Raw genomic sequence first — 24,988 nt, forward strand, 5'->3', positions numbered from 1 at the left:
CTGCCCCTTCAATAAGCTAAGGAAAGAACAATGAAAACAACGTCAGTTTGCATGACGGTTCTCGCTCTGAGCATCTCAGCTGGAGCAATTGCACAACCGCTTGTTATCGCGCACCGTGGCGCATCGGGTTATCTACCAGAACATACTTTAGAAGCAAAAGCGTTGGCGTACGCGATGAAACCAGACTACATCGAACAAGATGTGGTGATGACCAAAGACGATCAACTCGTTGTATTGCATGATCATTACCTCGATCGCGTGACCGATGTAGCTGAGCGATTCCCGGATCGTGCTCGTAAAGATGGTCGTTACTATGCAATTGATTTCACTTTGGCAGAAATCAAATCATTGCGAGTCACTGAAGGCTTTAACATTGATGATAAAGGTAACAAGGTTGCTGGCTATCCGACACGATTCCCAATGTGGAAATCAGACTTCACCGTACCTACTTTTGCTGAAGAGATTGAGCTGATCCAAGGCTTAAACAAAACGCTGGGTTATGACATCGGTATTTACCCGGAAATCAAAGCGCCGTGGTTCCATCGTCATGAAGGCAAAGACATCTCAAAAGCGGTGCTTAACGTTTTAAAACAGTACGGTTACGATTCGCAAGACGACAAAGTATACCTTCAGTGTTTTGATGCGAATGAGCTTCAGCGCATCAACAGTGAACTCATGCCCGCAATGGACATGGATTTAAAGCTCGTTCAGCTCATGGCTTACACCGATTGGAACGAGACCATGGAGTACAAAGGCGAAAAAGCAACACCATACAGTTATGACTGGATGTTTGAAGCCAATGGTATGAAGAAGGTCGCGGAATACGCGGAAGGGATCGGTCCTTGGAAACCAATGTTGGTGGATGACAAATCAACCAAGGATAACATCATCATCAAACCTTTGATGAAAGCGGCAAAAGACGCGGGTTTGCAAGTGCATCCTTATACTTTCCGCGCGGATCCAGGGCGTATTCCTGCTTACACCGACAGCTTCGATGGCATGATGGACATCTTCTACAATCAGGTGAAAGTGGATGGTTTGTTTACTGACTTCCCTGATAAAGCAGTCAACTTTCTGAACAAGTAAAATTCAAAAAAGCTGAGTATTTGAAGTTCTCAGTATTACGTCACACGCCATGTCGTAACAATGTGCCCTCTCTCAGGCAATAAAAATCCCCCAACAGTTTCCTGCTGGGGGATTTTTCGTAGGGCTAATTACTGCAATACCTAAATGACTTCAAGATGCTCAGTTCAGAGTGTCGTCACTGATAAAATGACGAAGTGAAATAGCTCGCTATTTTCAAGTTATTTGACGTGGGAATCGTAATAGTGACACGCTCCCAAAGGGCGAGTTGTCTTGGCTTTCGTGCTTTGTTAACGAGCTTTGATTTAGATTGACTAGATCTTCAACTCGTTGCTGCGCCTGCAAGCCAAGTCAGCCTCGCTGAATCAAGCATCTCGAGGTTATTTGGGTATTCTTATTAGTTGTTTTTATGCAGTTCGCTGTTCAGTTCAACCGCGCTCTTGTTTGCAAGACACTCGATTTGACCTGTTACAGAGTTACGACGGAATAGTAGGTCAGAAACACCAGCAAGATCGCGTGCTTTTACTACTTCTACTTCTTGACCTGCAGAATCTAGCATGCGCACTTTAGAGCCAGCGGTTACGTATAGACCTGATTCGATAGTACAACGGTCACCCATTGGGAAACCAAGACCTGCGTTTGCGCCTAGTAGAGAGTTTTCACCGATAGAAACTACAACTTTACCGCCGCCAGATAGCGTACCCATGATAGATGCGCCACCGCCGATGTCAGAACCGTTACCAACCACTACGCCAGCAGAGATACGACCTTCAACCATGCTCACGCCAGTTGTACCCGCGTTGAAGTTGATGAAGCCTTCGTGCATTACCGTTGTGCCTTCGCCAACGTGTGCGCCAAGACGTACGCGAGAAGTGTCAGCGATACGAACACCAGTTGGTACCACGTAGTCCACCATTTTAGGGAACTTGTCTACGCAATCTACGCTTAGTGCACGACCCGCTAGGCGAGCTTCGATTTGACGCTCTGCCAGTTCAGGTAGGTCGATTGGACCTTCATTAGTCCATGCGATGTTGTGTAGTAGACCGAAGATACCGTCTAGTACCGTACCGTGTGGTTGAACTAGGCGGTTAGAGATAAGTTGAAGTTTTAGGAAACCTTCAGCAACGCTTTGTGGCTGCTCGTCAGTTGCAAGGATAACCAGTACAAGTGGTTGTGCTGATTCTGCTGCTTTTGCTGCGAAAGAAGCGTTTGCCGCATCGCCGTTTGCTTCAAATGCTGCTGCCAGTTCTGCGCTTTGTGCTGCAGAGATCTCGATAGCTTGGTTGCCTTGCTCGTAACCTGCTACTGCTGCTAGTGCGTTAACAAGCGCTTCGCTTGGGTTAAGAACTGGGTTTGGGAAAAACGCTTCGATGATTTTGCCGTCGCGATTTTTAGTTGCCGTACCAAAGGCTAGAGAGAAGAAAGCCATAGTTGATCTCCATGTGTTGAGTCTTGTGTCTCGTCTGTTCACTGACAAGAAATAATTAAGTTGTCAGTCATCATAAAGAGAGTGTTGGGGAGTTTAAAGAGGGGAAATGGAGAAAGTCTGTAGATGGATACCTTTTGTCTTTTTAGAGATATGTTTGTCTGATGAGAAATGTGTCGCAAAAGCCTTCTCAGACCGATTTGGGGTAAAGACAAAGTGAAGTTGGAAAAGGGGCGCAGCAAAAAATAAGGGGAGGACCGAAGTCACTCCCCCTACACTGGGTTTGTTGGATTTAATCGCTTTGGATAGAAAGCGATTAAATCGGCTTAAAGGCTAAGTTCACCGACGGCTACGGCAAGTGCAACAGTTGCACCTACCATTGGATTGTTGCCCATACCGATGAAGCCCATCATCGCTACGTGTGCAGGTACTGAAGAGCTACCTGCGAATTGTGCATCGGCGTGCATGCGACCCATGGTATCGGTCATACCGTAAGAGGCAGGACCTGCCGCCACGTTATCTGGGTGTAGAGTACGACCAGTACCACCGCCTGATGCCACAGAGAAGTAAGGCATGCCTTCACGGTTACGTTCTGCTTTGTAGATGCCTGCTACTGGGTGTTGGAAGCGAGTCGGGTTGGTTGAGTTACCAGTGATGCTCACATCCACTTGTTCTTTATGCATGATAGCCACGCCTTCACGTACATCGTCTGCACCGTAGCAAAGGATCTCACCACGTGGACCTTGGGAGAAACGGCGACGTTCTACTTCCACTAACTCACCAGTTTGGTAGTTGTATTGAGTGCGTACGTAAGTGAAACCATTGATGCGTGAGATTAGGTAAGCGGCGTCTTTACCTAAACCATTCAGGATCACTTTCAACGGATTTTTGCGTGATTTGTTCACGTTCAATGCGATTTTGATTGCGCCTTCTGCCGCTGCGAATGACTCGTGACCGGCAAGGAAAGCGAAACAGCCACTGTCTTCATTCAATAGACGAGCCGCCAATGCACCGTGACCGATACCCACTTGGCGTTGCTCTGCCACGCTGCCGGGTTTAGTGCACGCCTGAAGACCTTCACCGATGATGTTTGCCGCTTCTTCTGCTGTTTTTGCTCCGCGGAAAATCGCCAAAGCGGTGCCCAGTGTGTAGGCATCTGCCGCGCTTTCAAACGCGATAGGTTGAGTGTCCATCACTAGTGCTTTAGGGTCGATACCACGATCCATACAGTATTGGTAAGCCGCTTCCAGAGAAGAAAGTTGCATTTCGTCTAATGTGCGACGTACAGATTCAGTAATTGGAGTGTTCATAATCTCTTTCCTCTTGGTGGCAATTATTGTTGGCGTGGGTTAATAGTCGTTACGGCTTCGTCAAAACGACCGTAAGTCCCCGTTGCTTTGTCTGCGGCTTCTGCAGCAGATACGCCTTCGTTGATGGCTTTCATCATCTTGCCTAGGTTGAGATATTGGTAACCAATCACTTCTTTGTTTTCGTCTAGCGCGAGTTTTGTTACGTACCCTTCAGCCAACTCCATGTAACGCACGCCTTTTGCTTTGGTTGAGTAGCTGGTACCCACTTGACTGCGTTGAGTTTGACCAAGATCTTCCAGTGCCGCGCCAATTTCCAAGCCGCCTTCAGAGAAAGCAGATTGAGTACGACCGTAAACAAATTGAAGGAAGATTTCGCGCATCGCGACGTTGATAGCATCACACACTAAGTCAGTGTTGAGTGCTTCAAGAATGGTTTTACCGGTTAGGATTTCTGCGGCCATCGCTGCAGATTGAGTCATGCCTGAACAGCCGATCGTTTCGATCAAAGCTTCTTCGATGATGCCGTTTTTGACGTTAAGGGTCAGTTTTGCTGCACCTTGTTGAGGAGAACAAGCACCAACGCCGTGGCTAAGACCGGAAATCGCGATAACGTCTTTTGGATTGATCATTGCGCCTTCAACAGGGATCGGTGCAGAAGCATGAAGATCGCCGCGTTGAATCGGGCACATTGATTGGATTTCGTGTGAGTATTGCATAATGTTTTCCCAGTGTACGATATCCAGCATATTGGTCAGACTCAACGGCGTTGACTGCTCTTATTCGCTCCATCAAATAGAAAAACTATGTTCAGGAGGCTTACGCGTTTGTCGCCTTGTTGAGTTAACAACTATTTTGGATATCTTTTTAATTTTTGAGAAAACAGGAGCGGGGTTGGAGAAGAGTTGAATTGCTCACTACAGAACTCTTACTTTTACACTAGAGGCAAAAGTACTTCCAACAGGGCTTACCTGTTCTCGTTTCTGTAGGAGTCATCAGCTTTAAAAGCGGTTTGAATCTTTCGATTCCGGTGGTACCCCATCACCGTGCCCATTTAGATTAGATCTAAGTCACACTAATCTGCAACATGAAATTTAGAGCAATTTGGGATATTAAATCGGTTCTTTATATTCTCAGAGATATATGGCGACAAACGGAAGGCATAAAAAAACGCCGCATGGTGCGACGTTTTGTTAAACAAATGAGAGGCTTACGCAGCGTCTTCTTGTTCGCTATCTTCTTCAACAGCTTCAAGCTTCTTTGCTTTTTTTGGCGCAGGCTTACGTTTTGCACCCAAAGCGTAAAGTACTTCTTCTTTGTTTTGCGCAAGGAACATTGCAAGATCTTCTTGCTTACCTTCGTCTTCTAGAAGTTCACTTTTACCTAGCAGTGAGAATAACTCGTCCGCCATATCCAGCATTTTGTCGTATGCGTCAGCTTCCGCTTTAGAGGTAAAAGTCATTTTCTCTTCTCCATTGCGTTCTACCACGTACTTGACGATTACAGCCATGGTTGGTCCTCTAACTTGATGAATTTATACTGGCTTTTTATACAGTTTTTGACCAATTAAGTCTAGCGACAAGCCTCAGAATGAGAGCCGGGTACAACTAACTGACCAGCATTTGAGCTATCTACCTTGGATTCTCTACCTTGAACTATCCACCTCGAACTAGTCATCTTTAAGGTGCGGGTTCTCTGGGCGTTCCCAATTTTGGCAAAATTCAATAAACGTGCGCAGAAGTGGGTTTTGATACTTCTCTTTGTGGATCAAAAGCCAGAAACGGCGCTTCATATCCAAAGGCATGTTGAGCATCTTCACTCGACCATCGCGAATTGCAGGTTCTGCGGATAAGCGCGACAAACAACCTAAACCAAGCCCAGCAGATACCGAATTGATCAGCGCTTCAGTGGTGTTGAGCTGAAAAGCCTCATGCCAATGCTCTAAACGCGGAGCGATAACGCGCATAAAAAACTCTCGAGAACCAGAACCAGCTTCACGCAGAATCCACTCGGTGTCTTCGAGTTCATTTAGGCTGATAGGTCCTTCGTCATAGTTAGGGTAATCAGGTGGACAAATCACACACATTTCATCTTCGCTGAATTGCGTTGATTCTAGCTCTGGGTGTATGGTCTTGCCCTCAATGAGCGCGATGTCGAGTTCGTAAGCGATCAACATGTCACAAATCTGGGCAGAGTTGGAGATGAACAAACTCTGTGATTGGTGATTCGTTTCATTACGAAAATCACTTAACAGGTAAGGCGCAACTTGGTTGCCGATGGTGTCACTGGCACCGATGCGTAGCAGCCCCGATAAGGTTTGGTCGCCATCGAACACACTCTCAATATCCCGAGCTCGGTTGAGGAGTTCATCCGCGAGGGGCAAAAGTTTTTGTCCTTCTTGGTTGAGAATTAAGCGGTTGTTCACCCGGTCAAATAGGTGATGTCCGATTTGTTTCTCTAACTCAGACAGCGCCATACTTACCGCTGCTTTCGAAAGAAACAGGCTTTCTGAAGCCGCTGTCAGCGTTTTGTGCTGAGTGATCGTAGTAAAAACTTTCAGTTGTTTAAGAGAGATATGACTAGGCATGATATTCCGTTAAGTAAATCTGAACGTTAGTTTTAAATAATTAGATATATTGGAACGAAGTGCAAGAGTAATATACACCCCATAGAAAGTTAGCCTAGATTTTGAGGTCGTAATGATTCAAAGAACAAAAGCAAAAGTAATGGGAGCACCAACCCCAATGGCGGGTCTGGCTCTTGGTATTGCGAGCTTGGGTTGGAGTTGGGAAAACTTCGCCGAATTACATGGCTATGGACAGTGGATTAGCGCAGGTATTGCAAGTGTATTGCTAGCAATCTTGGCGGTTAAATTTCTTTTTCACAATCACTTGTTAAGACAAGATCTTGCGCACCCTGTGGTGGGTAGTGTCGTTCCAACTTTCGCAATGGGAACTATGGTGGTTTCAAACTCACTAGGGCATTTCTTCTCTGTTGCAGGTGACGTGCTTTGGTTAGTGGCGGTAGCTTTACATATCGTGTTCCTTGTGAGCTTTTTGTACCACCGCGCGAAAGACTTCGAACTACACCACATGGTGCCAAGCTGGTTCGTACCGCCAGTGGGTATTATCGTTGCAGACGTGTCTTTCTCTGGTAACCCAGTGCTTGCACCAATTGCACATGGTGCATTGATCTTCGGTATGGTGGCTTACGCTGTGATGCTGCCAATGATGATCTACCGTTTCATGTTCACTCATGAAATTCCAGATGCAGCAAAACCAACAATGGCAATCATGGCGGCACCAGCAAGCCTATCGTTGGCCGGTTACCTAACTGTAACAGCAACGCCTTCACCAGTTATTATTGCTCTATTGTTTGGTATCGCGGTATTGATGACAGCCATCATCTACTTAGCTTTCTTTAAACTGCTAAGACTGCCATTTAGCCCTGGCTATGCAGCGTTTACCTTCCCAATGGTGATTGGTGCGACAGCTCTGTTCAAAACAGCAAATTGGATGGAAGCAAATGGTCTAGCAGCGCACTATGTACAACAAGTTCGTGGTCTAGCAGGCATCGAATTAATTGTGGCAACGATTGTGGTGACTTACGTAGGTTTGCAATACATCAATAACTTGCTCATTCAACCACGCTTGATGACCACACATCACGCATAAAGCTGAAGTTTTACTCGTAAAGCAAAGTCTTTTGGTCTCTCTCGCCAAGAGGCTTTTTTTATATTGGTAGACTAGGTTATACGTCGACGAATAGATTCTATGTTGACGAGTAGATAAAAAAGCCACCCGAATAGGGTGGCAGGAAAGTTCGACACAATACTAATTCATCAAACTAGGGACTGGTTATCCCTTGTTGTAAAAGCGCGACATTTCATCCAACGATTGTTGGATGGCGTTCACTGGTACTTGGTGTTCGTTATCAACTTTCAATTGGTTATTGAGTTGCTGAGAGTGCCCACCAGGGTTTACCACTAACATAGTTTCTTTACCTACCAGCGCATAGTTGTAATAGCTTCCAGCGATGAACCAATCTCGCGGAACGCAATTGTCAAACAAGTCTCGTCCTACACTGTAAGATTGGGTTTCCCCTTTAACGTCGAATAGCTCGTTCATTAGGGTTGGCACGATATCAAAGTGCGTTGTGCGGTAATTAATTTGTTCCGGCTGATGATCTGGCAGATAAACGTACAGCGGCACGTGTACTTGAGTATCACTGTAGTTACCCGTATGACCCCAGTAGTTCATTTTATGATCGTTAAATTCCTCCCCATGATCGGAGGTAATCACGATAATGGTGTTCTCCAGATCAACGTTTTTCAGAACTTTTTCGATCAAACTATCAATGAAATATAACGAGTTCTTATAGCGGTTGTGGTAAAGCGAGGCGTCAAAATCGTTATCGAGCAGAATATGATCGACGCGCTCCCAGTAAGGTTTGAATTTGGCAAATTCAGGTTCTGGGAAACTGGTGCCGTGGGCAGAGTCATAAAACAAGAAGCTAAAGTATGGTTTGTCGCTATCCTGCTTTTGAAACTGAATAAACTCATCGGTGATCTGTTGATCTCGTTCGATTTGTGTTTCGCCAGTCTGCTTTAACGTAAGATCTTTCACCTTCTTAAAGACAGTGCGAGACAAAGGTGGGCTGGTTAATGGTGCGGAGCCAAAAATGCCCATTCGATAGCCTTGGTTTTGCAATGTATCCATGAATACAGGCGATTTCTGACTCGCATAAAAGCTGTTCCAATACGTTGCTGGTAAGCTGTAGAACAGGCTGAAAATGCCCGCTTGAGTAGAGTTACCACCGCTCATGTGTTGAGAGAAGTTGACCGTTTTTTCGGTGAACTTGCTGACATTTGGCATGATGTCAGGTGTTGCATCGCTGTAGCGCCACGCATCAACCAGTATGAAAAGGACATTAGGTTGTTTATCTTTACGTTCGACTTTAATAGGCGCCAATGGGTAATTGAGTGAACTGCTTTCAATATTCTTGAGTTCTACTCGGTTTTGAGATGCGATGCTTTGGTCAACTAAACCGTGACGGTAGATAAATTGGCGTGCAGTGAGTGGATAATACAGTGGCCAGTTATTTGAAAATTGGCTGACTTCATCATCGTAGAGCGCATTTTTATAAGCGTGGATCATCTGGCTACTTAGCAGCAAAGCAAACCAAATGCTGAGCAGGATAAACTTCCCCCGGCTCTGAACAAGTTTGTGACTAAGCCAAACGGTACATGCGAGACCAATGATAAGCAGTGCAATTTCGCTAACAAAGATCAACCAGCTCATCCAAGAGATTTCAAATACGTCACGACCTCCTTCAAAGAACATACGGATCAATAGACCATTGATGTGCAGTTTGTATTGCTGGAAAACGAGGATATCGACTTTCAGCATGATCAAGATTGCGATTGCAATGGCGATCACAACGACTTTGAACATGCGTGTCGGCAGAAAGGACAGCAATAAACAACCTAACATCATTGGCATAGCAATCAATCCCAGCCAGCCTAGTTGTGTCGCGATTAAGTAGTACTTTTGCAGAAATGTGAGCGGTTCTGCTTGGCTATTTGACAGCAAAAATGGGTAACAAGCGATCGACAGATAAAGAGCAAAGCAGGCAAAAAAAGCCATCAGCCAAGCACTATTAGAAGAAAGTTTGCGTAACATACTTTGATATTCCAGTATTTCTCGCCCATTTAATTGAACTTAGAGTGGATATCCACCGAAGAGAGGAGCAATTTCGCCTCCAATTGTTGGTTTCAAACCAATATTCAATATGATGGGTATTGTTATAAAAATTTGTGATGATTATAAAACAGTGTTTTTTATCATGAAATACTTGTGACTGATGTCACGCTTTGTATTTGCGTGTAAGACGTTGCTTACAAATGTCGGTTGTTGGTTATTTGAGCACAGTTTGAGTGTTCTCTAACCTTTTGTTATTTAAGCTATCGAGATCGCTCTAGGAATAAATGCGGCTGTGCTAAGCTTGCTAGCAGTTTCCATTGGCATTCGGTGCACTTACTTTGTTTACTGTCTATCACTCCAATCAGGTCGATGTTCTCAAATCACTTCTTGTTGAACTGATTCGCATCAACCCATTAGAAAACCCATTCGAAAAAGAGCAAATTCTGGTGCAGAGCCCGGGTATGTCTCAGTGGTTAAAAATGGAATTGGCGAAAGAGTTTGGTGTTGCGGCAAACCTAGAGTTTCCGCTGCCAGCGACCTTTATCTGGGAAATGTTTACCCAAGTATTGGCTGATGTGCCAAAGCGCAGTGCCTTCAACAAAGAAGCCATGACGTGGAAGCTGATGCACTTGCTTCCGGGTTTGTTGAACGAAGCGTCATTCGAACCTTTGGCACGTTATCTTCAAGACGACAGTGACAACTCCAAACTGTATCAATTGGCAGAGAAAATTGCCGATATTTTCGATGGTTATTTGGTGTATCGCCCAGAATGGATTGCAAGCTGGGAAGCAGGACAAACGGTACCTGAACTTGAAGACGAACACCCATGGCAGCCGATTTTGTGGCAGGCATTGTACGACCACACGGTTACCCTTGGGCAATCGCCTTATCATCGTGCCAATTTGTACGAACACTTCATTGATACGCTCGAAAACTTCAACGGTAACTTTGATCATCTGCCGAAGCGTCTGTTTGTGTTTGGTATCTCTTCACTGCCGCCACGTTACATGGATGCGCTCAAAGCCATTGGTGAACACATTGATGTGCATCTTATGTTTACCAACCCTTGTCGCTATTACTGGGGTGAGGTACGCGACCGTAAATTCCTAGCTCGCTTAGCCGCAAAGCATCGCCAGCACGTGGTGTGGCAAGAAGACCATTCTGAAGTGCAAGGTGAGACTGAGCAGTTAAAAGGTTCACTAGAAGAAAACGTGGTGGATGAGCTGCATACCGATGTGGTGGGTAACAGTTTGTTGGCGTCGATGGGCAAACTTGGACGCGATAACATGTATCTGTTGTCGCAGCTTGAATCCCATGAGATAGAAGCTTTTGTTGATGTTGAGCGCGACAGTCTGCTCCATCAACTTCAAGCTGACATTCTTAATTTAGAAGAGCACCAAGACGACGAGCAAATCGACAGCAGTCAGCACAAACAAGTGGTGAGTTTGGGTGATAAATCTCTGAGCTTGCACTCTTGCCACAGCCCAATGCGAGAAGTGGAAGTGCTACATGACCAGCTTCTGGCGATGTTCGATGCCGATCCGACACTGAAACCGCGCGATATTATTGTCATGGTGGCAGACATCAATGCCTACAGCCCTGCGATTCAGGCGGTGTTCGGCAATGCGCCGGGTGAGCGATTTATTCCTTACTCGATTTCAGACCGAACGGCCGATCAAGAAAGCCCAATTTTGGCGGCTTTCATGCAACTTGTTAATTTACCGAATACACGTTGTTTGGCTTCTGAATTACTTGAGTTGTTAGAAACGCCGGCGATTTTGAAGCGATTCGACTTAAGCGAAGATGATTTCCTTCAAGCCAAACAATGGGTAGAAGAATCCGGCATTCGCTGGGGGCTAGATAGCCATACGGGCAGCGAATTTGAACTGCCAGAAACACGCCAAAATACATGGCAATTTGGTATTCAGCGTATGTTATTAGGCTACGCGATGCCAGAATCTGCCGGTTTGTTTGAAGCGCAAGAGGGTAGCCTCTCGCCATACAATGAAGTGCAAGGCATGGGCGCAGAACTTGCTGGTAAGTTAGCCCACTTTATTCAACAAATTAGCCAATATCGCCGCAAACTTTCCCATGTTCAGTCGATTGATGCATGGCGTGAAACTTTGGTGGCAATGTTGGATGACTTCTTCTCTGTTGAGCTAGAAGGGGAAATGGCACTTAAGTCGATTCGAGATACCTTGAGCCAACTGAAAGAACAGCTAACCGATGCGGCATTTGATGATGCCTTGTCGCCATCTATTGTTAGCCAGTATCTACAAAACAAGCTGTCAGGGACGCGGGTCAGCCAGCGCTTCCTTGCTGGACAAGTGAACTTCTGTACGCTGATGCCGATGCGCTCGATCCCATTTAGAACCGTGTGTCTGCTGGGTATGAACGATGGTGTTTACCCGCGCTCAATGCCACCAGAAGGTTTTGACCTAATGACAGGGCGCACTAAACCGGGCGACCGTTCACGCCGAGACGATGACCGTTACCTATTCTTAGAAGCCATGTTGTCTGCGCAACAAAGTTTGTACATCAGTTACGTTGGACGTTCTATCCAAGACAACACTGAGCGCGTGCCGTCTGTGCTGGTGTCGGAGTTGATGGAATATTGCCATCAGAACTACTGCCTAGATGGCGATCAAGACCAGCCTGTCGATGACTCCGGAGATAAACTACTCAACGAGTTAGTGAACGTACATGCCATGGTGCCATTCAGCCCAAGCGCATTCCAAGGTTCTCATTCAAGCTATGCCAAAGAGTGGATTCCAGCTGCGTTGACCCAAAGCAATCAATCGCATGGTCATGCGCGTGGCGAGTTTAACCGCGCATTGGATGATTACTTGCTTGGCGCAACCTTCCCAATCGAATTGGATTTGGTGGAATTACAACGCTTCTGGCGTTTGCCTGTGCAGTATTTCTTTAACCGTCGTTTGAAAGTGATGTTCGAGCCGCCGTTACCTGTGATGGAAGACGATGAGCCGTTTGTTTTAGGTGGCTTAGAAAGCTATCAGATGCGCGATGAGTTATTAGAAACCTTGCTCGAAACCGCCATTACTCAGCCGTCCGCAAAAGCAGACGTACTCAAGCACTTCATGAGTGAGCAACGCGCGCAGGGCAAATTACCGGTTGGCGCATTTGGTGATATCGAGTTTGAAACCAACCGCGTGCAAGCGGAAGAGTTGGTGGATAAGTTGGCGTTTTTATCCGGTGCGCCGCAAGACGATTTAGAAATCGACCTTACCTTCGATGTGCTTGGTGAAGGAAAAAACATCCGTCTAACCGGTTGGCTAACTCAGTGTTATCAGTCTGGGTTGATTCGCTACCGAAGCGGTAAAATTCGTGCGCAGGATTATCTTGCTGCATGGATTGATCATCTTGCTATGTCTGCCTCTGGTCAGCCTAGAAAGACCCACGTTATCGGTTATGACCGTAAGGAAGGCGCGGTACATTTAGTTTACCCTGCAATGGCAGACGCTGAGCAAGCGAAACAATTTCTTGCTGAATTAGTACGTCTGTTTTTTGAAGGCATGACTAAGCCATTGCCATATTTCCCGAAAACAGCACTGGCGTGTGTCGAGGCGGGCTTTAGTCGTGGCCACTGGGCTGATGACGAAGAGAAATCGCTGAAGAAAATGGCGGACGCATTCAATGATGGGTACATGAGCCCAGGCGAAGGAAACAATGCGTATATTTCGCGTATTTGGTCTGCTTGGAATGATGAGCTTGCAGCAGAAGTTCGCACGCTGACCGCATTGGTTCTTCAAGGCGCAAGATTGACGGCGATGGATGCTGAAAGTATACCCAAGTAACCTCAAGATGCTTGGTTCAGCGAGATTGACTTGGCTTGTAGGCGAGGCCACTAGATGAAGATCTAGTGGCTCTAAATTAAAAATCGTCAACGAAGTATACGAGCCAAGACAACTCGCCCTTCGGGAGCGTGTCACTGAAGCAATTTCATCGTCAAACAACTTGGAAAGAGCAATCTATTACACAGCGTTGTTTTCCTTGCTTATTTTCGATAAACAGGGAATCAGTGACAACGCTCTGAATCCTGTATCTTGAAGTCACTTGGGTATAAGAATAAGTTGGATTATTTAGATAAAGAAGAGAGTAGGGTGGCCGCCAGAAAATCATTATTTTTTGTAGGGCGTTCGCTGTACGGCCACAAGGTCAGAGGGACCATGATTCGTTTGAGTGTAGCCGCCTGAAAGGCTTGGCTTATCTCGTGAGGCGCATACTAACGGTACTCCGTAATGATAACCGTGAGTGAGATCCCACAAAGGTTTAAATATTCCAACCTATTAGACTCATTAATAAAATTTTTAACGATAGATCACATTATAGGGTTTGTTGATCTTTAGATGCGAAACGCCTTTGAAGATCCACATGTCCTTGTTGAATACTTGGAGAGATTCAGCGTTATGGCGCAAATGTCAGTTCCAACTCCACTGCAAACCATGACTTTTCCGCTGCATGGTGCAAGGCTAATTGAAGCATCTGCGGGTACGGGTAAAACCTTTACCATCGCGGGTTTGTATCTGCGACTCCTACTAGGGCATGGCACGACTGATACCAAACATCGCGTGCCGTTGACTGTGGATCAAATTCTGGTAGTGACTTTTACTGAAGCCGCAACTGCAGAGTTACGTGATCGTATTCGTGCGCGTATTCACGACGCGAGGATCGCATTCGCTCGCGGACAAAGCTCAGATCCTGTGATTCAACCTTTGCTGGAAGAAGTCGAGGATCATAAGCAAGCCGCTGAGATCCTATTGCAAGCAGAGCGCCAAATGGATGAAGCCGCGGTTTACACCATTCACGGTTTCTGCCAACGCATGCTGACGCAAAACGCGTTTGAATCTGGTAGTCGTTTCAATAATGAGTTTGTGACAGACGAAAGCCATCTCAAAGCGCAAGTGGTTGCCGATTACTGGCGTCGTAATTTCTACCCTCTGCCATTCGCTTTGGCTGGAGAAGTACGCCAACTCTGGGGTTCGCCATCGGATCTTTTGTATGACATCAGCAACTACCTCACGGGTGCGCCGCTAAGTCTCTCTGTTCCTGCAATGCAAGGTAGCCTTGCCGATTTGCATGAGCAAAACTTAAAGCAAATTGATGCTTTGAAAGCCCAGTGGCGTGATAGCCAAGAGGACTTCCTCGCACTGATTTCTGATTCCGACGTCAACAAACGCAGCTACACCAAAAAGTCTCTACCGACGTGGTTAGAAGCGGTCAACGTATGGGCTTCGACAGAAACCACGGGCTATGACTATCCAGATAAGCTGGAGAAGTTCGCCCAGAATGTGTTGTTTGAGAAAACCCCGAAAGGCACTACGCCACAGCACCCGGTGTTTGAGGCGATAGAAGCCTTCCTTGCCAACCCAATCAGCTTAAAAGCGCCATTGTTAGCTCATGCGATTGAGCATTGTCGCGTGATGCTGGCAAAAGCAAAAAATCAGAAGCAATGGTTGTCATTCGATGACTTGCTGACTCAGCTTTCTGCCTCGATTGATACCGATGAAACCGCACTACTGACAGAGCGCATTCGCACGCTTTATCCGGTTGCGATGATCGATGAATTCCAAGATACCGACCCACTGCAATACAGTATTTTTAGCCGCATTTATTTGGATAATCCTGAGTGCGGTTTGTTTATGATCGGTGACCCGAAGCAGGCGATTTACGGCTTTCGTGGGGCGGATATCTTCACTTACATTAAGGCTCGTAACCAAGTTAGTGCTCACTACACGCTTGGTACCAACTGGCGCTCAAGTGCCGATATGGTATTGGCTGTGAACCAGATTTTTGCTCTGCCAGATAGCCCGTTTATTTATGACTCTGACATTCCATTCCATTCTGTGGATTACAGCCCAAGTGCCGACAAACGCGTTTGGACCATGGGTGGTCAAAAACAGCCTGCACTGACTTATTGGCTGCAAGAAGCGGAAGATAAACCTCTGCCAAAAGGTGAATACCTCACCGCTATGGCAGAGGCGACAGCAAGCCAAATTCAAACCATTTTGACCGCAGCGCAACAAGGTCAAGCCTGTCTGGTTAATGGCGAAAAGCAGAAACCAGTCAAAGCGGGCGACATTGCGGTGCTGGTACGAACGGGTAGCGAAGGTCGCATGGTCAAACAGGCGTTAGCAGACCAAGGCATTGCCAGCGTGTATCTTTCTAACCGCGATAGCGTGTTTACCAGTTCCGTCGCACAAGACTTACAGCGTTTGCTGCAAGCGGTGTTAACGCCAGAAAATGACAGAGCATTGCGTGCCAGCCTAGCATCAGAATTATTTGCTCTAGATGCAGCCAGCTTAGACGCCCTCAACAACGATGAAACCGTGTGGGAAAACGCGGTTAACGAGTTCAAAGAATACCGTAAGCTTTGGGTGCAACGTGGTGTGCTTCCTATGCTGCGAGCAGTGATCAGTAAGCGTCATATTGCTGAGCGTTTGCTAGAAGAAGGGGCGAGCTCGCAAAGTGAGAACGGTGAGCGAGTACTTACCGATCTGATGCACATTGGTGAACTATTGCAGCAAGCGAGCAACGAATTAGACAGCGACCATGGTTTGCTGCGTTGGTTAGCGCAATCCATCAGCGATGCAGAACATGGGCTAGGTGGCAGTGATGACCAAATTCAGCGTCTGGAATCAGAGCGTAACTTGGTGCAAATCGTCACCATTCACAAATCTAAAGGTCTGGAATATGACTTGGTCTTCTTGCCATTTGTGTTTGGTTACCGAGAAGCAAGTGAAGCCAAATACTACGACGCAGAGAACGATCGCACCGTACTCGATATCACTGGCAATGATGCGTCGTTAAAACAAGCAGATAAAGAGCGCCTTGCTGAAGACTTGCGTCTTATATACGTAGCGCTAACGCGAGCCGTGTATGCCTGCTTTATTGGTGCTTCGCCGCTGCGCAATGGTCGCTCAACCAAAGAGCCAACCGGTGTGCATCACAGTGCGATTGGTTACTTGGTGCAAAATGGTCAAGAGGGTGGCATCAACGACCTGTTTGTAGGACTGAAGAAGCAGCAAGAGAATCTCGATAACGTCGTGATTTGTGAGCCTCCAAAGCAGCACGATGAGATGTATGTTGCGGAGCAAACCGAGTTAGAAGCGTTGACTGCCAAAGAGCTGCAAAACCCGATTGATAGAAACTGGCGCATCACCAGTTACTCGGGCTTGGTTAAGCAAGGTTCTCATCATGCTGAACATGACGCGACGATTGAAATCACGGGCTTTGATATCGACTCTTCAGAAGAGCAAGATGAAGCGGAATTGGTTGAGCCAGAACGCTCTATCTTCAACTTCCCGCGTGGTGCACGTCCGGGTACTTTCCTGCACAGCTTATTTGAGGAAATTGAGTTTACTCAACCAGCGACAACGGAAGAGAACACCCAAATCATCCTTGGCTTGATGGAAAGCGAACAGCTTGATGAAGAATGGTTGCCAATCCTGCAACAGTTGATTGATACCGTGCTGGCAACGCCTTTGGATAGCAAAGCACTGCTACTCAATCAGAAAGGTCCGGCGCAACGTTTGGTTGAGATGGAATTCTTACTGCCGATTGAAGTGCTATCTGCACCAGCATTGAATCGTGTGATTCAACGTCATGATCCGCTGTCTGCCAAAGCGGGCGATCTGGGTTTCCAAACCGTGCAAGGCATGTTGAAAGGCTTTATTGACTTGGTGTTTGAGCACCAAGGTAAATACTACGTCCTCGACTGGAAATCGAACCACTTAGGCGATGATGTGTTCCATTATCATGGCGATGCGTTGAAGTCGGCGATGGCGGATCATCGCTACGATCTGCAATACCAAATCTACGCCTTGGCGCTGCATCGTTTCTTGCGTAGCAGATTGCCAAATTATGATTATGAACAGCACTTTGGCGGCGTTTATTACCTGTTCTTGCGTGGTATGGATGGGCAAAGTGATCACGGTATTTTTTCTGCCAAGCCAACTTTCGAATTTTTACAAGAAATGGATCATTTGATTGATGGTCAAGCACCTGATACACGATCCAGCGAATCGGGTCAGATGGAGTTAATTTGATGAAAACCAATGATCTTCTTTCTGAGCAAAGCAGCCCTGTGGCAACACGAGATCTAGCGGCAACGCCAGATCTATTGGCAACGTTAGAATCGCTAGCAAATAAAGGGGCGATTCGCCAATTGGATTTCCAGTTCGCGCGCTTTATCTATTCGCAAGTTGAGCAACAAGCGAACAGCCAAAAACTGGCATTTATTGCTGGCGTGGTCAGCAGTGAGTTAGGGAAAGGACACATCTGTTTGCCTCTGTTTGATAGCCAAGGGCAACCAGCGGACCTTGCCAGTAAGCTTGGTCTGTTTGGAGAATCTGCGTTAGCGCTTAATACTCAGCTGCAAGGCGTTAATTGGGTTGAGATTTTGCAAGCGTCAGCCTTGGTCGGTGCACAAGGTGAAGCCTTGCCAATGATGTTTGATGGCGAACGGCTCTACTTACATCGCTATTGGCACTATGAAGTGACGTTGGCAGACAAGCTCAATCAACTCAGTGCGGCTGTAAACCTTCAGCCTCAAGAGTTCACGCGTTTGTCTGAGTTGCTGCATCATTTATTTGCTCGTCAGTATCACTTTTTGTTCAATGCATTAGCCAAAGCGGCAGAGGCAGGAACCAGCAACCAAGTGTTACGCCAGCAGCTAGTCTGTGACCATTTGGATGTGGTCACTGTAGACAGTCTCGATTGGTCAGCCATTGATGCGGCAGTCTGCCAAGCGAAACAAGTTCACGATCTGCAAGTGCTGGACAAGCTGGTACCGTTATCAGCTTGTGTCAACTGGCAGAAGGTCGCGGCAGCGGTAGCACTGACGCGTCGTTTTGCGGTGATTTCCGGTGGTCCGGGTACGGGTAAAACTACTACGGTAACCAAACTGCTTGCCGCATTGATTGAGCAAGCAGGACAAGAGAAAAACCTCACCATCAAGCTGGTGGCGCCAACAGGTAAAGCGGCAGCGCGTTTGACGGAATCTATTGGTAAAGCGATTCAAGAGTTGCCAGTGGAGCCTGAGCTTAAAGCGAAAATTCCAACCGAATCGAGCACTTTGCATCGCCTGTTGGGCGCGATCCCGAACAGTGCAGAGTTTCGTCACAACAAACAAAATCCGCTGCACCTCGATATTTTAGTGGTGGATGAAGCCTCCATGGTTGATTTGCCGATGATGTACAAAGTTGTCGATGCGCTGCCAAAGCATGCACGTTTGATTCTACTGGGAGATAAAGACCAGTTGGCATCGGTAGAGGCAGGTGCGGTGCTAGGTGATATCTGTTCGTTCCACGCATTTGGCTTCGGAAAAGAGCAGGCGTCTGCAGTCGCGAAGTTAACAGGCTTTGACACCTTGGCGTACAGCACCAACTGTAATGCTTCGATTGCCGATAGTTTGTGCATGCTGCAAAAGAGTTACCGATTCGATGCTCGTTCTGGTATCGGTCAGCTAGCGAAAGCGGTCAATGCTGGCTCAGCCGCAAAAGTAGACGACGTTTGGAATCGTGATTTTGCTGATATCGAGCATTTCGCACTGAGCAGCCAAAACTACAATCAGATGATGCAGACTTTGGTTGCCGAATATGGTCGTTATTTAAAACGCATCGGACAGCAAGAGATTGACCAGAAGACTGGGGAACCAGAGACACTGACCCACAAAGCCAAAGCCGTGTTGGATACCTTTAATCAATGCCGATTATTGTGTGCCGTTCGTGAAGGTGACTTTGGTGTGACGGGTTTAAATCAACGCATTGAAAAAGCACTAGCAGCACGTAAGTTGATTCAAACCCAAGATGAACTTTGGTATCACGGTAGACCAGTAATGGTCACGCGTAACGATCATGGTTTAGGGTTGTATAACGGTGACATCGGCATTTGTATGCGAGATGACAGCGAAGGTGAATCGCGTCTTAAAGTGTTCTTCGAATTGCCGGATGGTAGCGTGAAGTCGGTGCTGCCAAGCCGAGTCCCTGAGCACGAAACCGCATATGCGATGACCATTCATAAATCACAGGGCAGTGAGTTTGAGTACACGCTAATGATTTTGCCGCCAGATTTCAGTCCAATCCTCACTCGCGAGCTGATCTACACAGGAATTACTCGCGCGAAGAAACGCCTTGCGATGTACGCTGAGATGAATGTCCTCAAGCGTGGTATTAAGGTGAAAACTACCCGATCGAGTGGGTTAGTATCTCGTTTATCTAGTTAAAACAAAAAGACCGAGCACGATGCTCGGTCTTTTTTAATTTTGTGTAAACGCATTGGTAAATGACACGCTGCGAATTTTGTACTGCTGCTGATAAGCCAAGATAAAATCTCTGATGGCATCATTGACGGGGAACACGCAATGGACATCAAGCCCTTCCAAAAACTGGTTGTCTGCCATATCCCAAAAGCTTTGAAGCGAATTGCAAATAATGGTTCTCATAACAGTGCTCATCTTATTCATTTTAAGAGTAACAGCTGTCCTTGATGTATTGTGCTGAGTTGTCAAAGCTCTCAGCACTTTAGGGTGAAGAACGTTCACCTAGATCCATACTGTTGATTGATTAAAACTCAATCAAACATTGAACAGAGTATAACCAACAGTATGTATATTGAAAAGGTTAAATTGCGACCAGTGTCAATGTAATGCTTTGCATAATAAGATATGTAGTTTTCGTGCCCTTGCTCGTTGTTTCTACAGATCTAAAGCTAAGATTTTTGACTTGCGCTGGAAGTTATACAAACCTTGCTTTGCTCCTGGTAAGTAATCGACGCCTACTTCATAAAAGCCTTGTTCTCTGAACCAATGTAAGCTGTGCGTAGTGAGTACGAAGATTTGGTTGATGTCGTCAGACTTAGAGCGATGCTTCATATAATTCAGCAATAACAACCCTCGATTGCCATCGCGATAGTCTTGATGGATGGCGACACACGCCATTTCTGCTTTGCGTTCTTCGACATAGGGATACAAGGCGGCGCATCCGATAATCAGACCGTCTTTTTCGATAATAGTAAATTTACCAATTTCTTGCTCCAATTGTTCTCGGGAACGTCTCACCAACACGCCTTGTTCTTCCAAAGGTCGAATCAATTCTAAGATACCACCGATATCATCAATATTGGCTCCGCGCACTTGCTCTGCACTTGCCATGACGACTTGTGTACCGATACCGTCAAAAGAGAACAATTCTTGGATAAGTGCGCCATCCACCTTGTAACTAATAAGGTGGCTTCGAGGTACTCCAGCTCGGCAAGCTGCAATCGAACCGTTAAGAAAACGCAGAGTTCCAGAGTGGTAATCGCTGTCTGGGGATGTATTTTCAGTGAGCTTTTTAATGACATGTTCGGCTTCGATAGGGAATAATTCCGCCACCGCATTGCCATTGTCATCAATGACCCCTTGTTCTGAACAGAACCCAATCAGTTTATCTGCTCCCAACTTGATCGCAAGTTGAGTCGCCACTTCCTCAGAAAGCAGATTAAAACATTCACCAGTTACTGAGCTGGCAATAGGACCGAGCAACACAATCGAACCTTGATCGAGTGTACGGTGAATAGCATCGGTATCGATTCGACGGATGCGACCGCTATGGCAATAGTCGACGCCATCATCAACACCAAGAGGTTGAGCGATGACAAAGTTACCGCTTACAACGTTAAGTTGCGTGCCTGCCATTGGTGTGTTGTTAAGGCTCATAGATAAGCGTGCGGTAATGGCTAGCTGAAGTTGTCCCGCTGCTTGCATAACTACCGAAAGTGCGGCTTCGTCGGTGATCCTGATATTCTTATGATATGGCGTAGTAAGGTCTTGTTTTTCCAGCAGTTGATTGATCTGTGGTCTAGCGCCATAGACGATGACGACTTTGATGCCAAGGCTGTGCATTAATGCAATGTCATTGATAATGTTACCAAAGTTCTTATCAGCAACCGCTTCGCCGCCTAACATCAGCACCATGGTTTTTCCACGGTGTGCGTTTACATAGGGCGTGGATTGACGGAATCCTTTAACCAGAGCAGTACTACGAATTTTCACTACAGCCATTCCTTGTGTTTATTTATGCTCTAATATTGTCTTTTTATTCAATTGTTGGCAAGGCAATTTTTTGGAATAGAGTCCAAACATCGAGAGTATGATACTTGGTTCTGTTTGGGCGAAGAGGGTACAATGCTCCGGTCTAGTTTAATTACGTGAGCCTCATGTCTTCAGTTGTAAATAAGAATGCTGCGATCACTGCTCAAACCGAGCAAAATTCATCAACCAAATCGACATTACGCAAGTGGACAGAACGTTCTCTGATGTTAACTGCGCTTGTTGGGACGATTGCCGTTCTTTTGATGTACGGCGACTTAATTACGCGCTATGTAAATCCGCCGATTCCTAAATCTACCGTTTATGGCAAGTGGGTGGAGCAAGATGTTGCACCTTATGCCCGCGAAGAGTTCATCCTGAGTGAACGAGGGGTGATGGTTCGTGGCTCCACGGTCGCTACTGACTTTGAGTTTGATGGTGATAGCTTGTCTTATAAAGTGGGTTCAACTGTTCGCACTTTTGAGTTTGTCGGGCAGCACTATGCCGAGATGAAATTAGATGCGAATGCCCATTATCTGCCCGTTTTTCATTTAGAAGGACACTCTAACTTAGCGGTTCGATAACCCACTCTTTTAAAGCGCGATTCGTTGCATGATGGCAGGGCGTCGCGTTTTGTCACATCTTTATGTTCTTGCGACTTTTCACAAACATTTTCCGGACAATCGTTTGATTCCATTGCTGTTATTATTCTCAACCCAGTTTAAATGGATAAATTGACAGCAAACAGAGCATTTGCCTTAGCGCTGATACACTTTGTCGCAGCTTTTCAATTGCGTCGTGTGCATTTGTTTGCCATCCTTTTGCTATCTTCTTTTATGGAAAAAACACGTGCTTAAAAAACTCCTTCCTATCGTCTCTTTAGCTTTGCTATTTGGTTGTGCCGCCGATCAAAACGATCGCGCTCAACAATATTTAGATGGCGAGTTTCCAAACATCCTAAATAAAACGGATGTGGTGGAATCAAACAAACCGCAAGACTTTACTGAATTCAATAAGCAAGCAGAGCAGGTGGTGATTAACTCTCCTTCAATGGCAAAAATGTACCAACCGTTGTATGAAAAATTGAGCGAGTGGGCATTGCAAAGTGGCGATACGACAGCTTTGAGTGCATATGGCATTCAGGCTGCGCAGCTTGGTGGTGGGGATAAAAAGGGTAACGTGTTGTTTACTGGATATTTCTCTCCGGTGATGGAATTACGCCATGAGCCAAATGAAACGTTTAAATACCCAGTGTATGGCAAGCCGACGTGTAGCTCAGATTGTCCGACTCGTGCCGAAATCTACAATGGCGCACTAGAAGGGCAAGGGCTTGAGTTGGGTTACGCGCCAAATATGATCGACCCATTTATGATGGAAGTGCAGGGCAGCGGTTTTGTTCATTTTGAAGATGATGACACGTTGGAATATTTTGCTTATGCAGGCAAGAACAACAAAGCCTATGTGAGCATTGGTCGAATTTTGATTGAACGTGGAGAAGTACCACGTGAAAAGATGTCATTAAAAGCAATCAAAGAGTGGGTAATGGCAAACGATGAAGCAACGGTTCGTGAGTTGCTTGAGCAAAATCCATCTTATGTCTTCTTCGCGCCACAAGCGGATGCGCCGGTAACGGGTTCTGCAGGTATCCCTCTATTACCAATGGCATCGGTGGCGGGCGATCGCTCGATTCTTCCTATGGGTACGCCAATTTTGGCAGAAGTACCGTTACTTAATAAAGACGGTACATGGAGTGGTGCGCACCAACTCCGCCTTCTCATTGTGCTGGACACTGGCGGAGCGGTAAAACAAAACCATCTCGACTTGTACCATGGTATGGGACCACGTGCAGGTACCGAAGCGGGTCATTACAAGCACTTTGGCCGAGTATGGAAGTTGGGTTTGGAAAACACACCAACGCAAGCGCCTTGGGCTTTACCACCAGAGAAGTTACAATAAGCGCCTAGTGAGAGGAATCACCTCTCATCATCTAGACATTTCTTCAAAGAGTGCGTATAAATCGCACTCTTTGTTTTTCTATCGATCATCTGGAACTTCAATATGCGTGAACTCGATACTCCGGCATCTGACAGCTACAACCAACGTTTTGGTGGCACTCGTCGTCTCTACGGCAACAGCGAAGTAGAAATTCTTCGTGCTGCACACGTGTGTGTGATTGGTATTGGCGGTGTTGGTTCATGGGCGGTAGAAGCGCTGGCACGTACTGGTATTGGTGAGTTGACGCTTATCGATATGGATGACGTGTGTGTGACTAACATTAACCGTCAAATTCATGCGATGACTGGCACGGTTGGTCAAAGCAAAATTGAAGTAATGGCAGAGCGCGTTAAGCTGATTAACCCTGAGTGTAAGGTCAATCTGATTGACGATTTCATCACGCCAGATAACCAGCACGAGTACTTGAGCAAAGAGTTCGATTACGTGTTGGATGCGATCGATAGTGTAAAAGCAAAAGCGTCGCTATTGGCTTACTGCCGTAGTAACAAGATTAAAGTGATCACAACCGGCGGTGCTGGTGGTCAAATCGATCCAACCCAAATCATGGTGGCAGATCTGACCAAGACAATCCAAGATCCACTGGCTAAGAAGATCAAAGACACATTGCGTCGTCATCATAACTTCCCGAAAAATCCAGCACGTAAGTTTGGTATCGATTGTGTGTTCTCTACCGAGCAATTGAAGTACCCACAAGCCGATGGTTCAGTATGCGGCGTGAAATCGACAGCAGAAGGTCCAAAACGTATGGACTGTGCCAGTGGTTTTGGCGCAGCGACGGTTGTAACAGCAACGTTTGGTTTTGTTGCGGTATCTCGTATCGTTGAAAAGCTGATCCAAAAGCATAAGAAGTAATTCAGAGAAGAGAGCGCATCATGACTGATTTTCCTGTTTCACCGTTTGGCACTGACATTACCAGTGAAGACATCGCTGCAACCATGCAGCAATTTAAAGGTTGGGAAGACCGTTACCGTCAGGTAATTCAATGGGGTAAAAAGTTGCCTCAAATGCCTGAAGAGCTTAAATCAGAGCAAGTTACGGTATCTGGTTGTGAAAGCCTAGTGTGGTTGGTGAGCAAAGAGCAAGAAGGCGTATGGCACTTCTGCGCTGATTCTGATGCGCGTATCGTTCGTGGTCTGATTGCCTTGGTGATGGCGGCTTACGATGGCAAAACGGCAGAGCAAATCCAAGCGTTTGATATTGATGCTTACTTTGAAAAACTCGGTTTAATTGCTCACCTAAGCCCATCGCGTGGTAATGGTTTGAAAGCGATTGTTGAGCAGATCAAAACACAGGCTCAGTAGTTGGGGTTAGTTAAAACCGCACAAAGAACAGAATAAAGAAAAGGGTTGAAGCCAAACGGTTTCAA

Annotated in this window: 17 protein-coding genes and 1 riboswitch; of the genes, 9 read left to right on the plus strand and 8 right to left on the minus strand. The window is 46.3% G+C overall.

What is annotated here, in order from left to right:
• Positions 1 to 30: 30 nt before the first annotated feature.
• Entirely contained in the window at positions 31 to 1,086 is a 1,056-nt protein-coding gene (glpQ, locus tag VHA02S_RS00785; RefSeq protein ID WP_038898362.1) for a glycerophosphodiester phosphodiesterase, read from the plus strand.
• A gap of 394 nt (positions 1,087 to 1,480) precedes the next feature.
• Here glpQ and dapD read toward each other — a convergent pair whose 3' ends face one another.
• From dapD to VHA02S_RS00810, 5 genes are all read right to left on the minus strand, one after another.
• Positions 1,481 to 2,512 (minus strand): 2,3,4,5-tetrahydropyridine-2,6-dicarboxylate N-succinyltransferase, encoded by a 1,032-nt coding sequence (gene dapD, locus VHA02S_RS00790; RefSeq protein WP_005391708.1) that lies wholly within the window; start codon positions 2,510 to 2,512, stop codon positions 1,481 to 1,483.
• Positions 2,513 to 2,835: 323 nt separating this feature from the next.
• Positions 2,836 to 3,819, minus strand: a complete 984-nt coding sequence (locus VHA02S_RS00795; protein ID WP_038898363.1) for a GGGtGRT protein — start codon at positions 3,817 to 3,819, stop codon at positions 2,836 to 2,838.
• Between the two features lie 23 nt (positions 3,820 to 3,842).
• Positions 3,843 to 4,535, minus strand: a complete 693-nt coding sequence (locus tag VHA02S_RS00800) for an iron-sulfur cluster assembly scaffold protein (protein ID WP_038898388.1) — start codon at positions 4,533 to 4,535, stop codon at positions 3,843 to 3,845.
• Positions 4,536 to 4,795: 260 nt separating this feature from the next.
• A riboswitch (Fluoride riboswitch) is annotated at positions 4,796 to 4,871 on the minus strand.
• A gap of 155 nt (positions 4,872 to 5,026) precedes the next feature.
• On the minus strand, positions 5,027 to 5,326 hold the full coding sequence (locus VHA02S_RS00805; RefSeq protein WP_005380208.1) for a YebG family protein: 300 nt from the start codon (positions 5,324 to 5,326) through the stop codon (positions 5,027 to 5,029).
• Between the two features lie 159 nt (positions 5,327 to 5,485).
• Positions 5,486 to 6,403 carry a LysR substrate-binding domain-containing protein gene (locus VHA02S_RS00810; protein ID WP_009699616.1) on the minus strand — a complete coding sequence of 306 codons (918 nt, stop codon included), beginning with the start codon at positions 6,401 to 6,403 and terminating at the stop codon, positions 5,486 to 5,488.
• A 112-nt stretch (positions 6,404 to 6,515) separates the two neighbouring features.
• Here VHA02S_RS00810 and VHA02S_RS00815 point away from each other — a divergent pair, with 112 nt between their 5' ends.
• Positions 6,516 to 7,490, plus strand: coding sequence for a TDT family transporter (locus VHA02S_RS00815; protein ID WP_005450908.1), 975 nt, complete (start codon positions 6,516 to 6,518; stop codon positions 7,488 to 7,490).
• A gap of 183 nt (positions 7,491 to 7,673) precedes the next feature.
• On the opposite strand, the gene VHA02S_RS00820 is transcribed toward VHA02S_RS00815, so the two are convergent.
• Entirely contained in the window at positions 7,674 to 9,497 is a 1,824-nt protein-coding gene (locus VHA02S_RS00820) for a DUF3413 domain-containing protein (RefSeq protein ID WP_038898364.1), read from the minus strand.
• 359 nt (positions 9,498 to 9,856) lie between these two features.
• Between VHA02S_RS00820 and recC the strand changes: the two genes are divergently transcribed.
• The 3 genes from recC to recD all read left to right on the plus strand — a co-directional run bounded on the left by recC (position 9,857) and on the right by recD (position 19,761).
• Positions 9,857 to 13,333 carry an exodeoxyribonuclease V subunit gamma gene (recC, locus tag VHA02S_RS00825; RefSeq protein WP_038898389.1) on the plus strand — a complete coding sequence of 1,159 codons (3,477 nt, stop codon included), beginning with the start codon at positions 9,857 to 9,859 and terminating at the stop codon, positions 13,331 to 13,333.
• 612 nt (positions 13,334 to 13,945) lie between these two features.
• Positions 13,946 to 17,584 (plus strand): exodeoxyribonuclease V subunit beta, encoded by a 3,639-nt coding sequence (gene recB / locus VHA02S_RS00830; RefSeq protein ID WP_038898365.1) that lies wholly within the window; start codon positions 13,946 to 13,948, stop codon positions 17,582 to 17,584.
• Positions 17,584 to 19,761 (plus strand): exodeoxyribonuclease V subunit alpha, encoded by a 2,178-nt coding sequence (recD, locus tag VHA02S_RS00835; protein ID WP_038898367.1) that lies wholly within the window; start codon positions 17,584 to 17,586, stop codon positions 19,759 to 19,761. The genes recB and recD overlap by 1 nt, the downstream gene beginning before the upstream one ends.
• 33 nt (positions 19,762 to 19,794) lie before the next feature.
• Here the strand turns inward: recD and VHA02S_RS00840 are convergent, their stop codons facing one another.
• Together VHA02S_RS00840 and argA are read right to left on the minus strand one after the other, a co-directional pair.
• Positions 19,795 to 19,980, minus strand: coding sequence for a hypothetical protein (locus tag VHA02S_RS00840; protein WP_005450921.1), 186 nt, complete (start codon positions 19,978 to 19,980; stop codon positions 19,795 to 19,797).
• A 252-nt stretch (positions 19,981 to 20,232) separates the two neighbouring features.
• Positions 20,233 to 21,570 (minus strand): amino-acid N-acetyltransferase, encoded by a 1,338-nt coding sequence (argA, locus tag VHA02S_RS00845; protein WP_009698671.1) that lies wholly within the window; start codon positions 21,568 to 21,570, stop codon positions 20,233 to 20,235.
• 164 nt (positions 21,571 to 21,734) lie between these two features.
• Here argA and VHA02S_RS00850 point away from each other — a divergent pair, with 164 nt between their 5' ends.
• The 4 genes from VHA02S_RS00850 (at position 21,735) to csdE (ending at position 24,923) form a co-directional block, all read left to right on the plus strand.
• Positions 21,735 to 22,190, plus strand: coding sequence for a DUF2850 domain-containing protein (locus VHA02S_RS00850; protein WP_005450924.1), 456 nt, complete (start codon positions 21,735 to 21,737; stop codon positions 22,188 to 22,190).
• Between the two features lie 265 nt (positions 22,191 to 22,455).
• Positions 22,456 to 23,562, plus strand: a complete 1,107-nt coding sequence (mltA, locus tag VHA02S_RS00855) for a murein transglycosylase A (protein ID WP_038898368.1) — start codon at positions 22,456 to 22,458, stop codon at positions 23,560 to 23,562.
• A 102-nt stretch (positions 23,563 to 23,664) separates the two neighbouring features.
• Entirely contained in the window at positions 23,665 to 24,474 is an 810-nt protein-coding gene (gene tcdA / locus VHA02S_RS00860) for a tRNA cyclic N6-threonylcarbamoyladenosine(37) synthase TcdA (RefSeq protein ID WP_005427322.1), read from the plus strand.
• Positions 24,475 to 24,494: 20 nt separating this feature from the next.
• Positions 24,495 to 24,923 (plus strand): cysteine desulfurase sulfur acceptor subunit CsdE, encoded by a 429-nt coding sequence (csdE, locus tag VHA02S_RS00865; protein WP_038864626.1) that lies wholly within the window; start codon positions 24,495 to 24,497, stop codon positions 24,921 to 24,923.
• Positions 24,924 to 24,988 lie beyond the last annotated feature (65 nt).

This window comes from Vibrio harveyi NBRC 15634 = ATCC 14126 = KCTC 12724 (genome assembly GCF_001591145.1).
Classification (GTDB): domain Bacteria; phylum Pseudomonadota; class Gammaproteobacteria; order Enterobacterales; family Vibrionaceae; genus Vibrio; species Vibrio harveyi.

Bases quoted from the DNA above. Each gene is read 5' to 3' on its own strand.
- glpQ (WP_038898362.1), top strand. From the start codon at position 31: ATGAAAACAACGTCAGTTTGCATGACGGTTCTCGCTCTGAGCATCTCA.
- dapD (WP_005391708.1), bottom strand. From the start codon at position 2,512: ATGGCTTTCTTCTCTCTAGCCTTTGGTACGGCAACTAAAAATCGCGAC.
- VHA02S_RS00795 (WP_038898363.1), bottom strand. From the start codon at position 3,819: ATGAACACTCCAATTACTGAATCTGTACGTCGCACATTAGACGAAATG.
- VHA02S_RS00800 (WP_038898388.1), bottom strand. From the start codon at position 4,535: ATGCAATACTCACACGAAATCCAATCAATGTGCCCGATTCAACGCGGC.
- VHA02S_RS00805 (WP_005380208.1), bottom strand. From the start codon at position 5,326: ATGGCTGTAATCGTCAAGTACGTGGTAGAACGCAATGGAGAAGAGAAA.
- VHA02S_RS00810 (WP_009699616.1), bottom strand. From the start codon at position 6,403: ATGCCTAGTCATATCTCTCTTAAACAACTGAAAGTTTTTACTACGATC.
- VHA02S_RS00815 (WP_005450908.1), top strand. From the start codon at position 6,516: ATGATTCAAAGAACAAAAGCAAAAGTAATGGGAGCACCAACCCCAATG.
- VHA02S_RS00820 (WP_038898364.1), bottom strand. From the start codon at position 9,497: ATGTTACGCAAACTTTCTTCTAATAGTGCTTGGCTGATGGCTTTTTTT.
- recB (WP_038898365.1), top strand. From the start codon at position 13,946: ATGGCGCAAATGTCAGTTCCAACTCCACTGCAAACCATGACTTTTCCG.
- recD (WP_038898367.1), top strand. From the start codon at position 17,584: ATGAAAACCAATGATCTTCTTTCTGAGCAAAGCAGCCCTGTGGCAACA.
- VHA02S_RS00840 (WP_005450921.1), bottom strand. From the start codon at position 19,980: ATGAGAACCATTATTTGCAATTCGCTTCAAAGCTTTTGGGATATGGCA.
- VHA02S_RS00850 (WP_005450924.1), top strand. From the start codon at position 21,735: ATGTCTTCAGTTGTAAATAAGAATGCTGCGATCACTGCTCAAACCGAG.
- tcdA (WP_005427322.1), top strand. From the start codon at position 23,665: ATGCGTGAACTCGATACTCCGGCATCTGACAGCTACAACCAACGTTTT.
- csdE (WP_038864626.1), top strand. From the start codon at position 24,495: ATGACTGATTTTCCTGTTTCACCGTTTGGCACTGACATTACCAGTGAA.